We start from the raw sequence: 14,411 nt of genomic DNA on the forward strand, positions 1-14,411 counted from the left end.
CAGCACCGCGTCCGCGAACCCCTTCACCACCTCCGCCGCCCGCACCACATCACCCAGACGCTCCCGCGACACAGCACCAGCACCAGCACCAGCACCAGCATCAGCGCCACTGCCGTTGCCAGCGCCGCCGTCAGCACTCGCGGGGCGAGCGGCCTGCTCCACCAGCAACGCGACCGCGTCCGCGACCGGACCCGGCAAACCGGACACATCCAGCACACGTCCGCCAGGCCCCTCACCGTGCCGCCCACCATCGCGCTGCTCACCGTCTGCCGCCATCACCGGTCACCTCCTCACGGTCGCCACTGCCTTGCTTCTTGCCACCAATTCTAGGTGCGACCACCGACAACCCACCCGGCCGAAACCGCCGCACCCACAAGCACTTCCGCGCGCACCAGACCTCGATACGCCTCCCCGCTCCGCCCTTCGATACGCTCCCCCGCTGCGCTCCTCCGCTACTCAGGGCAGGCTTCCCCCGCCCGATCACCCGAGGCCCTGCCTACTCGTCAGTAAGTGCCCAATGGAGGAAGTTACCAACGAGTAAACGCGGATACTCGTCAGTAAGTGACCACTCGACGCAGTTACCGGTGACAACCGCCCACGCCCGGGCCCATCCACGCACCGCGACTTACGGCCCGGCCCTTATGCCTTCACCCGCGACGACGCCATGATGGCCAGGAAGTGCCCGAGCACGGACAGCCAGACCAGCACCGCCAGCACGATGACCGACACCCGGAAGACCTGCTGGTCGCCGGCGAACAGCCCAACGATCGCGAGCGCGAGACACACCAGCCCGAGGTCGACCGAGTGGAAGATGCGGTAGAAGGGCAGGAAGCGGAAAACCTTGCGCGCCATACCGATTGCGCTGGTGGCCGGCACCGCCTTGGCCTCGGCGGTGTCCGGCAGCCGGTCGAGACCGGACAGGCTGCGGGCGACGTGCACCAGGTCGTTGAGCGCCTTGTTGAGCAGGATGCCGCTCATCAGCAGGGCACCGAAGAAGGCGTATTTCCACGGGTCGACGCCGGCCGGGTGACCGCCGACGACCCCGGCGGCACGCAGCCCGATCGCGAGGCCGACGAACCCCTCGGTGGTGTAGTGCGCCACCCGGTCCAGGAAGATGCCGGCCGGGCTGAACCGCTGCCGCCAGCGAGCGAGTTCGCCGTCCACAGCGTCGAGGTACATCTGCAGCTGGCCGAAGAAGACCGCCAGGATCGGGCCGAGAATGCCCGGGATGAGCAGTGACAGGCCGATGCACCAGCCGGTCAGGATCATCACGCCGGTCACGCCGTTCGGGGTGGCCCGGGTCGGCACCAGCAACCGGGTGAGCCGCACCGAGCCGTCGCGCATGTAGAAGCCCGACCAGTGCTCGGCGTTCTTGCGGCCGCGGACCGACGGCGGCTGGGACACCGCTCGCAGCTCGTCGATCGACGGGCGCCGATGCTGGTCGTTCACGAGGCTCCTCCCGGTTGTTTACCGATGCGATTGTTGCAGGTCAGCGCTCCCGTATGACGGACGCACGGCGCTGCGAAGGACCGAGCGACCTGCTCTACCGTGGAGCCCGTGACTGCGCCACGAGTGACCCAGCTCTGCCCCCCGGCGCAGGCGCTGGACACCCTGCTGCTCATCCGCGGCGGCGCGCTCGCCGTCGGGCTGGACACGCCGGTGCGCCTCGACCTGCCGGGCATGCCCGCCGAACTGCCTTGGGAGATCGTCGATCCCGAGGGTGTGCCGATCGCCCGGGCAGAGCGCGCCGAGTTCGTCGACGGCGAGGCCGTCCTCACCGAGCAACCGCACTGGCTGGGTGCGGTGTCGACTCGCCCGTTCGAGCGCCTGTACGCCGACCCGGCGACGGTGCGCGCCGCGACGGCGGCCGACGGGAGCGCTGTGGTGCTCGTCGACCGCATGGTCGCTGCTGCCGAATTGAACGGTTTCGGCGCCCGGCCGATCACCCTGCTGGTGCTCGCCGGGCCATCCGTCGAGCCCGCCGCGGCGACGCTGTCGGTCATCCGGTCGGCTCTCGCGGCGGCCACCGAGCGAGTGGACACCCGCGTCGTCGCGGTCCCGCTCAGCCCGGCGTCGCCGCCGGACATGGTGCGATCGGTCGCTGCGGCCTACACGGACGGCGTGGTGGAACGCCTGCCAACCACATCCGCCGCTCCGCCTCCGGCACGGGGTGTCGTCCTCTTCTTCACCGGGCTGTCCGGCTCCGGCAAGTCCACCGTCGCGCGGGCGGTGCGCAACGCGATCCTGGAACGCAGTGACCGGCCGGTCACCCTGCTGGACGGCGACGTCGTACGCCGCAACCTGTCGGCCGGCCTCGGCTTCACGCCCCGGGACCGCGAGACCAATATCCGCCGGATCGGCTGGGTGGCGGCGGAGATCGCGCATCACGGCGGCCTGGCGATCTGCAGCCCGATCGCCCCGGCCGGCGCAACCCGCCAGGAGGTGCGCGGCCGCGTTGCCGAGCGTGGCGGCAGCTTCCTGCTCGTCCACGTCGCGACCCCCGTCGAGGAGTGCGAGCGGCGCGACCGCAAGGGCCTGTATGCGCGGGCGCGACGCGGCGAGATCCCGGACTTCACCGGCATCAGTGCACCGTATGACGTCCCCGGCGACGCCGATCTCGCCATCGACACCACGGACTGCTCCCTCGACGCGGCGCGCGACGCCGTGCTGGAGTTGTTGGCCCAGCGTGGCGTCCTCGCCCTCGGCAGCGCGCCGAGGTGACTGACCTAGGATCGCCCACCATGGGTGCAGCTTCCACTACACGTCTGATCCGGCTCGGCGCCGCCGCCGTGCTGGTGACCGGCCTCGCGGCGTGCTCGTCGCACACCAGCGCCTCCCCGACGCCGTCCAGCTCCATTTCGGTGCCGACGACCGTCACCGGTTCGCCGACACCGACCCCGAGCACCTCAGCCGCTGCGGGAAGTGTCGAGAGCAAGGACAAGACGTTCTCCGTCGTCGCGCCGACCGGGTGGAAGAAGTTCAGCGACGCCCAGGCGACCTTGTCGGTCAAGGCCCCAGCCGCGACCGACAAGGTCACCACCAATTTCAATGTCGTCGTGCAGCACCCCACGACCGTCCCCTCGGTCGACGACGTGGTGTCCCAGGCGGAGATCGCCTGGCGGCAGCAGGGTGTGCGCGCGACCGACGAACCCGACCGCACCATCGGAGGATTGCCTTCGCGTGGTTATACATTCACCCGCACAGCACAAGGGACCCAGTTCCGGCAGACGCAATATTTCGTCGTCTTCCGCGAGCACGTCTACTCGATGACCATGACCAGCGCCGCGACCCCGGGCGCACAGTCCGCGGCGGACCAGGCGCTGACCGCGATCCTGTCGACCTGGGCCTGGCGCAAGGTCTGACGGCTCGCGTCCCGAGCACGAGCCACGCGTGCGACGATGAATCACGTGAGTGAGAAGCAGCAGAAGTCACAGTCCCGCAGCCAGCCCTCCCCCGAGGCATTCCGCACCTTCATCGGCTCCGGCTGGGCGCCACGCAGCGACCAGCTACCGGCGCGGGCCGAGGTCGCCGACTACGCAGCGAAGCGCCGGGCCACCGTGTCGGAGGCGTTTCCCGGCGAACGGCTCGTCATACCGGCCGGCGGGCTGAAGGTCCGAAGCAACGACACCGACTACATCTTCCGGCCGCACTCGGCGTTCGCCCACCTCACCGGGCTCGGCGCCGACCGCGAGCCGGATGCGGTCCTGGTGCTGGAGCCCGCTGCGGACGGCGGCCACGACGCGGTGCTGTTCTTCCGGCCGCTGGCCGGGCGCGACACCGAGGAGTTCTTCGCCGACTCCCGCTACGGCGAGTTCTGGGTCGGTGGCCGCCCGACCATCGAGGACATCGAGGCTGAGCTCGGCATCGCGGCGCGGCACATCGATGAGTTCGCCGACTCGGTTGCGAAAGACGCCGGCGAGATCGGCGTGCGTGTCGTGCGCGATGCCGACCCGGACGTCACCACGGCCGTCGAGCAGGCGCGCACCAGCGAGACCGAGACAGCCGGTGCGGTCGAGCAGCGCACCGAGGCGGACGAGGAACTCGCCCGCTTCCTCTCGACCATGCGGCTGGCCAAGGACGCCTGGGAGATCGAGCAGATGAGGCAGGCGATCGCGGCCACCGCCGAAGGTTTCGAGGCGGTGCTGGCCCAGCTGGCCGAGGCCGTTCGCCGGGGCCGCGGCGAACGCTGGGTGGAGGGTGTCTTCGGTTTGCACGCGCGCCACCGCGGCAACGGCGTCGGTTACGAATCCATCGCTGCCGCAGGCGATCACGCCAACACACTGCACTGGATCAAGAACACCGGTGACGTGCATGAGGGCGATCTGGTGCTGGTCGACGCCGGCGTCGAGGTCGACTCGCTCTACACCGCCGACATCACCCGGACCGTGCCGGTCGACGGCACCTACACCGACGCGCAGCGCACGGTCTACGAGGCCGTGTATGCCGCCCAGCAGGCCGGCATCGCCGCCGTCAAACCGGGCAACAAGTTCTCCGACGTGCACGCGGCCGCGATCCGGGTCATCGCCGAGCACCTCTACGAGTGGGGACTGCTTCCGGAGGGCGTCGACGTGGAGGCCACCCTCGACAAGGACACCGGCCAGTTCCACCGCCGGTGGATGGTGCACGGCACCAGCCACCACCTCGGGCTGGACGTGCACGACTGCGCCCTTGCGCTGCGTGAGGACTACACGGACGGGGAGCTGCGGCCGGGCATGATCCTGACCGTCGAGCCCGGCCTCTACTTCAAGGCCGACGACGAGCTGGTGCCCGAGGAGTTGCGTGGCATCGGCGTGCGCATCGAGGACGACGTGCTCGTCACGGACACCGGCCACGAGGTGCTGTCCAGCGCCATACCCAGCGAACTCGCCGAGGTCGAGGCCTGGATCGCGCGGGCGCGCGGCTGAAATATGCGAACGGCGGGTGCTGACGCTTCCCCGATCGCGCCGGCACCCGCCGTTCGGCCCCCGATGCTCCGGGCCGAACGGCCCGGAGGGTGAGTCCCCCGCCTTGCTGATATCCGGTAGACGATCCGGCGGCCGAATCGGTTGCCCCCGAGTTTTCGTCGTGTCCGGATCGTTACCGAACGCGCGTCACTGACCGGATGTGGCGAAGCGGGGCCGGCGCGGCGGGCGCGGGCTCGCCTCGTCCAGGCTCAGCGTCCCGTCGGGCGCAATGTGGGTGAAGATGCGGCGGACAATGCCGCGCACATGCGGGTCGTCGACCCGGTAGAGCTGCCGCCGGCCGTCACGGCGGGCAGCGACGACACCCGCCGCGCGCAGCTTGGCCAGATGCTGGCTGGTCGCCGGGACGGACGACTCCGTGAGCTCGGCGAGGGTTGTGACGTCGAGTTCCTTGCGCGTGAGCAGCCATACCAGGTGGAGTCGCGTGGGAGCACTGAGCAAGTCGAAAGTCGCTGCCGCAGCGTCGAGTTGAGCTTCGGTGATCTCCGAGTAAACGGACCGTGAACGTCTCGCCATGATCACTCCAGTGTGCGCGTCCTTTCATCATTTGCGCAACTACTTAAACATGGGCTACCGTTGCCGGGGCGCTCCGCGGTGGGGTCTGCCTGCTGACGGAAGGAGTGTGCTGATGAGCCCTGGTGGCCATAGTTGCCCGTTCCTTCGTCCTTGTCGATCCTGAGCGCACCCCGCCTTTGGCGCGGGTGCGACGCACCCGCGCCATACGGCGTGTCAGGAGGTCATCACCATGACCATGCTGCGCCCCTTTGCCGGCCCGACCGGCTCCACCCGTTCCCGCACCACGCTGGCTGCCGACCTGGTGGTCGCTGCCTCGATTGCGATCCTCTTCTGGCTGCTGCTGCGAATGACCGGCACGATCAGCTCGCCGTTCAACCGGAACCACGCACCGACGACGGTGTCGACCGACCCCTCGAACCTGCCACTGGATGCCGCGCTCTCGTTGCTGCGCATGTTCGTCGCGCTCGCGGCTTCGGTGCTGTTTACCTTCGTCTACGCGACAGCAGCAGCCCGCAGCCGGCGCGCCGAGAAGGTACTGCTGCCGATCCTGGACATCCTGCAGTCGGTGCCGGTGCTGAGCTTCCTCGGCATCACGATGAGCATCTGGCTGACGCTCTTCCCGCACAGCACGCTCGGTGTCGAATGTGCTTGCATCTTCGCGGTGTTCACCTCGCAGGCGTGGAACATCACCTTCGCGTTCTACCACTCGCTGGTGACCCAGCCACCGGAGCTGGACGAAGCCGCCCGGCTGCTGCGGCTGACCAAGTGGCAGCGCTTCTGGCAGCTGGACGTGCCCAGCGGGATGATCCCGCTGGTCTGGAACGGCATGATGAGCTTCGGCGGCGGCTGGTTCTTCCTCACCGCGTCGGAGATCATCAGCGTCAACAACCACACCTACGCGCTGCCCGGGATCGGCAGCTACGTCGGGGCGGCGACCGCCCACGAGCAGATCGGCCGGGTGTTCCTCGCCATCGGGGTGATGGTCGTGATGATCATCGCGGTCAACGTGCTCTTCTGGCGGCCAATCACGGCCTGGGCCGAGCGGTTCCGGATCGAGAACTCCGAGTCGGCCGAGCAGCCGCGCAGCGTGACGCTCGACCTGCTGCGGCGTTCGCGCATCCCGCACCTGATCGCCATACCGCTGCGGCCGGTCGCGCGAGCACTGGACAAGATCACCCGTCCGTTCGGGATCGCCGACCGGCCGCTGGTGGTCAACCCGGTGCGCCGCCGGGCGATCGACGTGGTCTACGCGGTCGCGGTCCTGGCCCTGGTCGCGTGGGGTCTGGTCAAGATGCTCGACTACATCTCCACCTCGTGCGGGCTCGGGCAGTTCCCGCATGCGTTCCTGCTCGGCCTGGCCACCTTCGCGCGCGTCCTGGTGCTGGTGGTCGCGAGCAGCGTCATCTGGGTGCCGATCGGCGTGTGGATCGGCATGAACCCCAAGGTCAACCGGTTCGCCCAGCCAATCGTGCAGGTGTGTGCGAGCTTCCCGGCGAACTTCCTCTTTCCCTTCGTGACGCTGCTGCTGATCAAGACCGGGATCAGCCTCAACATCGCCGGCATCTTCCTGATGGCGCTCGGTGCGCAGTGGTACATCCTGTTCAACGTGATCGCGGGTGCGTCCGCCATACCCAATGACCTGCGGGAAGCAGCGGACAACCTGCAACTGAGCAGGAGGCTGCGGTGGAAGACGCTGATCCTGCCCGCCATCTTCGGCACCTGGGTGACCGGTGCCATCACCGCCGCGGGCGGGGCGTGGAATGCCTCGATCGTCGCCGAGGTGGTGACCTACGGAAAGACCACGCTCACGGCGACCGGGCTCGGCGCCTACATCGCGCAGGCGACGACGGTCGGCAACTTCGGCAAGGAACTGGTCGGGGTCACCGTGATGAGCGCATTCGTCGTCGGCCTCAACCGGACCGTATGGCGCAAGCTCTACCGCCTTGCCGACACCCGTTTCTCCCTCAACTGATTCGACTACCTCACATCACTAGGAGGTGCATCATGCGCACACTCACCACGGCAACCCCCATCGTGGAGGTCACCGGCGTGACCAAGTCCTTCCCCGGTGCCGCCGGGTCCGACCTGACCGTCCTGGACGACATCAACTTCACCCTGCGGGAGGGCGAGGTCGTCGCCCTGCTGGGCAAGTCGGGGTCGGGCAAGTCGACCCTGCTGCGGACCATCGCCGGGCTGATCGCCCCGACCACCGGGCAGGTGAGCTACCGCGGCACGCGGATCAACGGCGCCAACCCCGGCGTGGCCATGGTGTTTCAGTCGTTCGCGCTGATGCCGTGGCTGACGGTGCAGGACAACGTCGAGCTGGGGCTGCGGGCTCAGGGTGTGCCGCCGGCCGAGCGGCGCCAGCGGGCGCTGGAAGCGATCGACCTGATCGGGCTGGACGGCTTCGAATCGGCATACCCCAAGGAGCTGTCCGGCGGGATGCGCCAGCGGGTCGGTTTCGCCCGGGCGCTGGTGCTGCGGCCGGACGCCCTGCTCATGGACGAGCCGTTCAGCGCGCTGGACGTGCTGACCTCGGAGAACCTGCGCGGCGAGCTGATGGACCTCTGGGAGCGTCCGGACTTCCCGACGAAGGCGATCTGCGTCGTCACCCACAACATCGAAGAGGCCGTGCTACTCGCCGACCGCGTGCTGGTGCTCAGCTCCAACCCCGGCCGGATCAAGGGCGAGGTGCCGATCCACCTGCCGCGCCCCCGCGACCGCCGCAGCCCCACCTTCGAGGCCACCGTCGAGGAGCTCTACCGGCTGCTCACCGGCAAGGACACCGTCACCGAGGCGCGCAACACACCGACCGGGCCGTTGACACACCCGCTGCCGACAGCCTCGGTCGGCGGTCTGGCCGGTCTGGTCGAGATCGTCTACGCCCACAACGGGCAGACCGACCTGCCCGACCTCGCCGACGAGCTGTCCTTCGAGGTGGACGACCTGCTGCCGCTGGTGGACGCCGCGACGATGCTCGGCTTCCTGGAGGTCGAGGGCGCCCAGGCGTTCCTGACCGACGTCGGCCGCGACTGGAACACCTCGGACATCCTGCGCAGCAAGGAGATCTTTGCGGTGCAGGCGAAGTCACGCGCTCCGCTGGTGCGCACCATCTGCAGTGCGCTGGAGAACAGCGACAACGGGTCGCTGCGCGACGACTTCTTCCGGGACCTGCTGCGGCGAGGTTTCTCGGTCGACGACACGGAGCGGCAGCTCGACATCGCGATCGACTGGGGCCGGTATGGCGAGCTCTTCGACTACGACGCCGACACCGGAGAGCTGATGCTGGGCGACGTGGCCGCTGCCGCGGCGGCACTGCTCGACAGCGAGGCCTGAGCGGCGGGTCAGGGGTTCTGCCCGTAGTCGACCACGGGCGAGCCGGCGATGACACGCTGCGCCTGCCGGTCCGGCACCAGCAGCACTGAGGTGGCGCCGGCGGGCACGGTGAGCGATCCGTGCCCGCTGGGCGCGACGCCGAGCGCCATACCCGACCCGGCGAAGATCACCGTCAGCCCCGCGCCGCTGACGGTGAGCTGTGAACCGGCGGTGACGGGTGCCCAGCCCGCGCGGTCCAGGGTGCCGGTCAGTTCCGGAAGCGAGACCGCCCAGGAGTTCAGGCCCCACAGCGTCGTGCCGGATTGCAGCGGCGTGGTGGCCAGCGGTCGCGCGGGCAGCTTGCCTGCGTCGCCCAGCTCGGAGGCGGTGACGGTCGCCGAGACCGAGCCACCGACCACGGTCGACGCGAAGGGACGCTTGATCCCGACCACGCTCGGCCAGCCGAACGTGTTCAGCCGGCCATCGGAGTAGAGCGGCTGGTACTGCACGGCGGCGTAGACCGACTGCACGGTCCAGCCCCCGCCGATATACATGGCGACGTGGCCGCCATGCTGGCCCACGCCATAGAAGATCAGGTCGCCCGGCTGCAGATCGCGGAGCGCCGGCACCGTCTGCATCTCGGGGTCGTGGAGCATGTGATTGGCCAGGTCACTCGCCGGTCGCTGATCGATCGAGTTGCCGACCTTGGTCAGGTCGAGCCCGCCGGCCCGGGCCACCTGCAGCTGCAAGCCTGAGCAGTCGTAACCCAGTGAGCTGCCGGAGTTGCCGGTGCCGCCCCACAGGTATTCGGCGCCGACCTGCGACTCGGCCCATGCGATCGACGCCTGCACGTGCTGGGCGCGGGTCGCCGCGCTGTCCGCCCGCAACGGGGCAACCCAGGTCGAGGAGTTGAACGGGTAGGGAATGTGCAGTTCTCGCCACAGCTGCGGCCCGAGCGTGGTGGTGTCGGCGTGCCGGTGCGCGTGCAGCCAGGAGTCCAGCACCGATTGCGTGATCGGTCCCCAGACCGAACTGTTCGTCGTGTCGACCGTCATACCCAGCCTGCGCTGCATCATGTAGACCGCGGTGCCGTTGTATCCCCGGTGCTGCACGTTGCCAACGCCGTCGGAGGCCTGCGCCAGATAGGGGCCGGCATAGCCGGCGACCGGGCACCAGCGCTTGTCGGCGAGGACTGTCCCGGCACGCTGGAAGGTCTGCGCGTCGACGTCGCACCGGGCGATCCGCTTCGCGTCGCTGGTGGGCCAGCCGGATGACGGTTTCCAGGTCCGCTGGATGCCGAAGCGGATGACCCAGGTGCCGTCGGCGCTGGACGCGACCGTGCCGTTCGCGTAGGCGCGGTAGGCGCCGAGCATGCCGGACTCGATGGCCGCCCGGAAGCCCGAGACCGGAGCGCCCAGCCCGGGCACCGTACTCGCCTTCGCCTCGATCGCGGCCTCCAGCTGGGCGATCGTGCTGGTGCGTGCGTCGGCGGGTGCTGCATCACCCAGCAGGAGGCCGGCCAAGAGGGCGCCGACGGCCCCTGCCGCAGGTATGGCGCGCGCGATGCGTCGCCTGCTGATCCTCGAATCCGTCACGGGCACAGCACTACCAGCGCAACTGCGAACTCACCTGCAGGTTTGCTGAGCGTTTGCCGGGCGGCTCAATACACGTAGACGCGGCGGCCGTTGACCAGTGCACCGGTCGAGATCAGCATGTCCTGCGCCGGGATGGACACCCGGCAGCACCCATGCGACGCGGCGTAGGGCGGGACGCTCGTGTCACCGTGCACCGCGATGCCGCCGTCGAAGAAGTAGGGCCGGTAGAGCGACCAGGACGTCGGCCGCCGCTGCAGGTAGACGACGTTGGCGCCCCTGCTGCCGAACTGCGCCGTCGGCCGCGTCGCGGCGTCGGCGCTGCCCGCGCCCACGAGTCCGATCACTCCGGCGAGTCCGACGACTGCTGTGCCGCCGAGCATCTGCCGACGACCGATTCCAGATTCCATTACTGCCCCCAAGATCCCCCGGCCGTCGCGCGGACGGCTCAGTCGTTCCGGTGTCGCCGGTCGCGGGTGCGTGCCGGTTCACCGGGTATGACGCCCCACCCTCCCAAACGGTTGGGCAGGTGTCCAGAGTTGTTCCAGAAACCCGGCGTGCCGGCCTCGACACGTAGTCTTGCGGTCGTGTCCGACATCGCCGCCGCGCTCGCCAAATCGAAAGTCGCGTGGCTGCTGGTGCCACCTGACCTCACGGTCCCCTGCTGGTATGCCGGGGCCGGTGACACGGCATACATCGTGACCGGCGAAGGCGAACAGCCCATCCCGACGCTGCCGGCGGAACTGCGGATCATCCTGCGTGACAAGGAGACCCGTGCTGCGATCGGTCCGCTGCCGGCGCGCGCGACACGGGTGCTGCCGGATTCGCCGGAGTGGGCGACGGCCACGGCAGCTCTGCTCGCGACCCGCCAGAACACTCCGGCCGGCGACCGCGCGGCGTTCTGGGCCGAGCACGGCGCCGTCTGGTCGGTGACCGTGGCCGAGGCGACCGCCGAAGCCGACTAACCTTTCGGACGTGAGTAACCGAGTCTTCGTCGCGCGCATCGCCGGACTCACCGTTCTCGACCCCCTCGGGGATCGCGTCGGCCGGGTCCGCGATGTCGTGATGACGTTCGGCGGCGCAGAACCCCGTGCCATCGGCCTGGTCATCGAGGTGCCCGGCAAGCGGCGGGTGTTCCTGCCGATGACCCGTGTCACCAGCGTCGACGCCGGCGCGGTCATCACCACCGGGCTGGTCAACATGCGGCGCTTCGAGCAGCGCACCGGTGAAACCCTCGTGCTGACAGAGCTTTTCGATCGCCAGGTGCAGGTGCACGATCACGGCGAGGAGTTCACCGGCCTGGTCGAGGACATCGCGATCGAGCAGAACCTGCGCCGGGACTGGGTGCTGGCCAAGGTGTTCGTCCGGCAGGTCGACGGCATCTCCTCGGCCTCCAAGGCGATGTCCCGCCTGACCCGGCGGCGCAGCGGCGCCACCCGCCTGGTCGACGCCCGCAATGTCACCGGCCTGCACGTGCAGGCCGACGCGCAGAGCGCCCAGCGACTGCTGGAGGAGTATGACGACCTGCGCGTCGCCGACCTCGCGGAGGTCATCCACGACCTGACGCCCAAGCGGCGCGCCGAGGTCGCGGCCGCACTGGACGACAACAAGCTCGCCGATGTGCTCGAGGAACTGCCCGAGGACGACCAGATCGAGATCATCGCGGGGCTGGACACCGAACGCGCCGCCGACGTGCTCGAAGCGATGGAGCCGGACGACGCGGCCGACCTCCTGTCGGACCTGCCGTCCGACCAGGCCGAGCAGCTGCTGCAGCTGATGGAGCCCGACGAGGCAGCACCGCTGCGCCGCCTGCTCACCTATGACGAGAACACCGCCGGAGGTCTGATGACCACCGAACCCGTGGTGCTCGGTCCGGAGGCGACGATCGCCGAAGCGCTCGCCCTGGTGCGCCGTGAGGAACTCGCGCCGGCGCTGGCCTCCGCGGTGTTCGTCAGCCGGCCGCCGCTGGAGACGCCCACGGGCCGGTTCATCGGGCTGGTGCACACCCAGAAGCTGCTGCGCGAGCCGCCGCACACCGCGGTCGGCACGATCGTGGACAAGACCATCGAACCGGTCGGGGTGGACGCACCGCTCGGCGAAGTGACGCGGCTGCTGGCGACATACAACCTGGTGAGCCTGCCGGTGGTGGACGACGCCGGCCGGCTGCTCGGAGCGGTCACGGTCGACGACGTGCTCGACCACATCCTGCCCGAGGACTGGCGCGAGGCCCGCCACGACGTACGCGCTTCCGATGCGCCCGCGACCGATGAGGAGGTCGTCTGATGGCAGACGACGAGCGCCGCGACCGACGGCGCCGTCCGGAGTCCGCGCGCCTGGACCAGCCACGCGAGGCAGGGCGCCGCTGGCTGCCCCGCGCCCCGATGGACTCCGACCGGTTCGGCAGCTTCGCCGAGGACTTCGCGCGCTTCATGGGCACCGCGCAGTTCCTGGTGTGGATGACAGTCTTCGTGATCGTCTGGATCATCTTCAACCTGGTCGGGCTGTTCGGGCTGAAATGGGACCCCTACCCGTTCATCCTGCTGAACCTCTTCTTCTCCACCCAGGCGTCGTATGCCGCCCCGCTGATCCTGCTCGCGCAGAACCGCCAGGACGACCGTGACCGCGTCACGCTCGAGGCGGACCGGGCCCGGGACGAACGCAACCTGGCCGACACCGAGTTCCTGACGCGTGAGGTGGCATCGCTGCGCCTGGCCATGCGGGACACGGCGACCCGCGACTTCGTGCGGTCGGAGCTGCGGTCGCTGCTGGACGAGATGGAGGACCGGGGCTACCTGCGTCATACCGAACCGGAGGACGCCGACGAGGCGTCCGCGTAGCGGCCGACCGCCCAGGGCGTGGCGTGCGCCACCTCTTACGATGGGAGCATGCCCACCCCTTCGCTGGACGCCATTCGTGCTGCACTCGCCGAAGTGCAGGATCCGGAGATCCACCGGCCGATCACCGAGCTGAACATGGTCGAGTCGGTGGATGTCACCGACGACGGCGCCGTCACCGTGACCGTGCTGCTGACGATCGCCGGCTGCCCGATGAAGACCCGCCTGCAGACCGACGTCACCGCGGCGGTCGGCAAGGTCGCCGATGTCACGGCCGTCGAGGTCCGGCTGGGCGTGATGTCCGACGAGCAGCGGACCGCGCTGCGCGACCAGTTGCGCGGCGGGCAGGCGGAGAAGGACATTCCCTTCGCCAAGCCGGGCTCGCTGACGCGCGTGTATGCCGTGGCATCCGGCAAGGGCGGTGTCGGCAAGTCGTCCGTGACGGTCAATCTTGCTGCGGCGCTTGCGGATTCGGGCTTGCGGGTCGGCGTTGTGGACGCAGACATCTATGGCTTCTCGGTGCCGCGGATGCTGGGTGTCGAGCACCGGCCGACGCAGGTCGAGGACATGATCCTGCCGCCGGAGAGCCACGACGTGAAGGTCATCTCGATCGGCATGTTCGTGCCTGGCAACCAGCCGGTCGTATGGCGCGGCCCGATGCTGCACCGGGCGCTGCAGCAGTTCCTGGCCGACGTCTTCTGGGGCGACCTCGATGTCCTGCTGCTCGACCTGCCGCCGGGCACCGGTGACATCGCGATCTCCGTCGCACAGCTCGTGCCGGGCGCCGAGATCCTGGTGGTGACCACACCGCAGCAGGCGGCCGCCGAGGTCGCCGAACGCGCCGGCGCAATCGCGCTGCAGACCAAGCAGCGCGTCGCCGGGGTCATCGAGAACATGTCCTGGCTGGAACTGCCGGACGGCGCCCGCCAGGAGATCTTCGGCAGCGGCGGCGGCCGGCAGGTCGCCGACTCGCTCACCCGGTCGATCGGCGCACCCGTCGAGTTGCTGGGTCAGATCCCGCTCGACGTGACGCTGCGCGAGGGTGCCGACTCCGGCACCCCTGTCGTCCTCGGCGCCCCCGACTCCCCCGCTGCGGTCGCCCTGCGCGGCATCGCCAAGGCTCTCGGCACCCGCTCCCGCGGACTGGCCGGCCGGTCTCTCGGCCTCACCCCCACCGGCCGCTGAATCGGGCG

At 69.4% G+C, this 14,411-nt stretch carries 13 protein-coding genes and 1 pseudogene; 9 read left to right on the forward strand and 5 right to left on the reverse strand.

Annotated features, from left to right (window positions below):
- Both EFY87_RS16515 and EFY87_RS16520 read right to left on the reverse strand, forming a co-directional pair.
- Positions 1–276: pseudogene (locus EFY87_RS16515) on the reverse strand (hypothetical protein); the annotation flags it as partial.
- A 363-nt stretch (positions 277–639) separates the two neighbouring features.
- The gene (locus EFY87_RS16520) at positions 640–1,449 is read right to left on the reverse strand and encodes a CDP-alcohol phosphatidyltransferase family protein (RefSeq protein WP_123272599.1); all 810 of its coding nucleotides are present in this window, start codon (positions 1,447–1,449) and stop codon (positions 640–642) included.
- 108 nt (positions 1,450–1,557) lie between these two features.
- Here EFY87_RS16520 and cysC point away from each other — a divergent pair, with 108 nt between their 5' ends.
- From cysC to EFY87_RS16535, 3 genes are read left to right on the forward strand one after another with little or no spacing between them, the layout of a single operon-like run.
- Positions 1,558–2,721, forward strand: coding sequence for an adenylyl-sulfate kinase (cysC, locus tag EFY87_RS16525; RefSeq protein WP_245988713.1), 1,164 nt, complete (start codon positions 1,558–1,560; stop codon positions 2,719–2,721).
- Between the two features lie 20 nt (positions 2,722–2,741).
- Positions 2,742–3,362: a DcrB/PsbP domain-containing protein gene (locus tag EFY87_RS16530; protein ID WP_123272600.1), complete on the forward strand. Its 621-nt coding sequence runs from the start codon at positions 2,742–2,744 to the stop codon at positions 3,360–3,362.
- Positions 3,363–3,407: 45 nt separating this feature from the next.
- On the forward strand, positions 3,408–4,904 hold the full coding sequence (locus tag EFY87_RS16535; RefSeq protein ID WP_220093675.1) for an aminopeptidase P family protein: 1,497 nt from the start codon (positions 3,408–3,410) through the stop codon (positions 4,902–4,904).
- Positions 4,905–5,090: 186 nt separating this feature from the next.
- Here the strand turns inward: EFY87_RS16535 and EFY87_RS16540 are convergent, their stop codons facing one another.
- Complete coding sequence (locus tag EFY87_RS16540; RefSeq protein ID WP_123272691.1) at positions 5,091–5,477, reverse strand: ArsR/SmtB family transcription factor; 387 nt, start codon at positions 5,475–5,477, stop codon at positions 5,091–5,093.
- Positions 5,478–5,706: 229 nt separating this feature from the next.
- On the opposite strand from EFY87_RS16540, the gene EFY87_RS16545 reads away from it, so the two are divergent.
- Positions 5,707–7,449, forward strand: coding sequence for an ABC transporter permease (locus EFY87_RS16545; RefSeq protein WP_123272602.1), 1,743 nt, complete (start codon positions 5,707–5,709; stop codon positions 7,447–7,449).
- A 32-nt stretch (positions 7,450–7,481) separates the two neighbouring features.
- Positions 7,482–8,813 (forward strand): ABC transporter ATP-binding protein, encoded by a 1,332-nt coding sequence (locus tag EFY87_RS16550; RefSeq protein WP_123272603.1) that lies wholly within the window; start codon positions 7,482–7,484, stop codon positions 8,811–8,813.
- Between the two features lie 8 nt (positions 8,814–8,821).
- Here the strand turns inward: EFY87_RS16550 and EFY87_RS16555 are convergent, their stop codons facing one another.
- Entirely contained in the window at positions 8,822–10,387 is a 1,566-nt protein-coding gene (locus EFY87_RS16555; protein ID WP_148043381.1) for a C40 family peptidase, read from the reverse strand.
- A gap of 65 nt (positions 10,388–10,452) precedes the next feature.
- The gene (locus EFY87_RS20550; protein WP_181445508.1) at positions 10,453–10,794 is read right to left on the reverse strand and encodes a hypothetical protein; all 342 of its coding nucleotides are present in this window, start codon (positions 10,792–10,794) and stop codon (positions 10,453–10,455) included.
- A gap of 177 nt (positions 10,795–10,971) precedes the next feature.
- Here EFY87_RS20550 and EFY87_RS16565 point away from each other — a divergent pair, with 177 nt between their 5' ends.
- From EFY87_RS16565 to EFY87_RS16580, 4 genes are read left to right on the forward strand one after another with little or no spacing between them, the layout of a single operon-like run.
- Positions 10,972–11,349 carry a hypothetical protein gene (locus tag EFY87_RS16565; protein WP_123272605.1) on the forward strand — a complete coding sequence of 126 codons (378 nt, stop codon included), beginning with the start codon at positions 10,972–10,974 and terminating at the stop codon, positions 11,347–11,349.
- A gap of 10 nt (positions 11,350–11,359) precedes the next feature.
- Complete coding sequence (locus tag EFY87_RS16570) at positions 11,360–12,667, forward strand: magnesium transporter MgtE N-terminal domain-containing protein (protein WP_123272606.1); 1,308 nt, start codon at positions 11,360–11,362, stop codon at positions 12,665–12,667.
- Positions 12,667–13,221 (forward strand): DUF1003 domain-containing protein, encoded by a 555-nt coding sequence (locus EFY87_RS16575; protein WP_123272607.1) that lies wholly within the window; start codon positions 12,667–12,669, stop codon positions 13,219–13,221. Before EFY87_RS16570 ends, EFY87_RS16575 begins: the two co-directional genes overlap by 1 nt.
- A 48-nt stretch (positions 13,222–13,269) precedes the next feature.
- The gene (locus EFY87_RS16580) at positions 13,270–14,403 is read left to right on the forward strand and encodes an Mrp/NBP35 family ATP-binding protein (protein WP_123272608.1); all 1,134 of its coding nucleotides are present in this window, start codon (positions 13,270–13,272) and stop codon (positions 14,401–14,403) included.
- The last annotated feature ends 8 nt before the right edge of the window (positions 14,404–14,411 follow it).

It is taken from the genome of Flexivirga caeni, assembly GCF_003724155.1.
GTDB classification, from domain to species: Bacteria; Actinomycetota; Actinomycetes; order Actinomycetales; family Dermatophilaceae; genus Flexivirga; species Flexivirga caeni.

What these genes read in the sequence shown, in the direction of transcription:
- EFY87_RS16530 (WP_123272600.1), top strand. Translation starts at nt 2,742, where the DNA reads ATGGGTGCAGCTTCCACTACACGTCTGATCCGGCTCGGCGCCGCCGCC.
- EFY87_RS16580 (WP_123272608.1), top strand. Translation starts at nt 13,270, where the DNA reads ATGCCCACCCCTTCGCTGGACGCCATTCGTGCTGCACTCGCCGAAGTG.
- EFY87_RS16545 (WP_123272602.1), top strand. Translation starts at nt 5,707, where the DNA reads ATGACCATGCTGCGCCCCTTTGCCGGCCCGACCGGCTCCACCCGTTCC.
- EFY87_RS20550 (WP_181445508.1), bottom strand. Translation starts at nt 10,794, where the DNA reads ATGGAATCTGGAATCGGTCGTCGGCAGATGCTCGGCGGCACAGCAGTC.
- EFY87_RS16540 (WP_123272691.1), bottom strand. Translation starts at nt 5,477, where the DNA reads ATGGCGAGACGTTCACGGTCCGTTTACTCGGAGATCACCGAAGCTCAA.
- EFY87_RS16550 (WP_123272603.1), top strand. Translation starts at nt 7,482, where the DNA reads ATGCGCACACTCACCACGGCAACCCCCATCGTGGAGGTCACCGGCGTG.
- EFY87_RS16575 (WP_123272607.1), top strand. Translation starts at nt 12,667, where the DNA reads ATGGCAGACGACGAGCGCCGCGACCGACGGCGCCGTCCGGAGTCCGCG.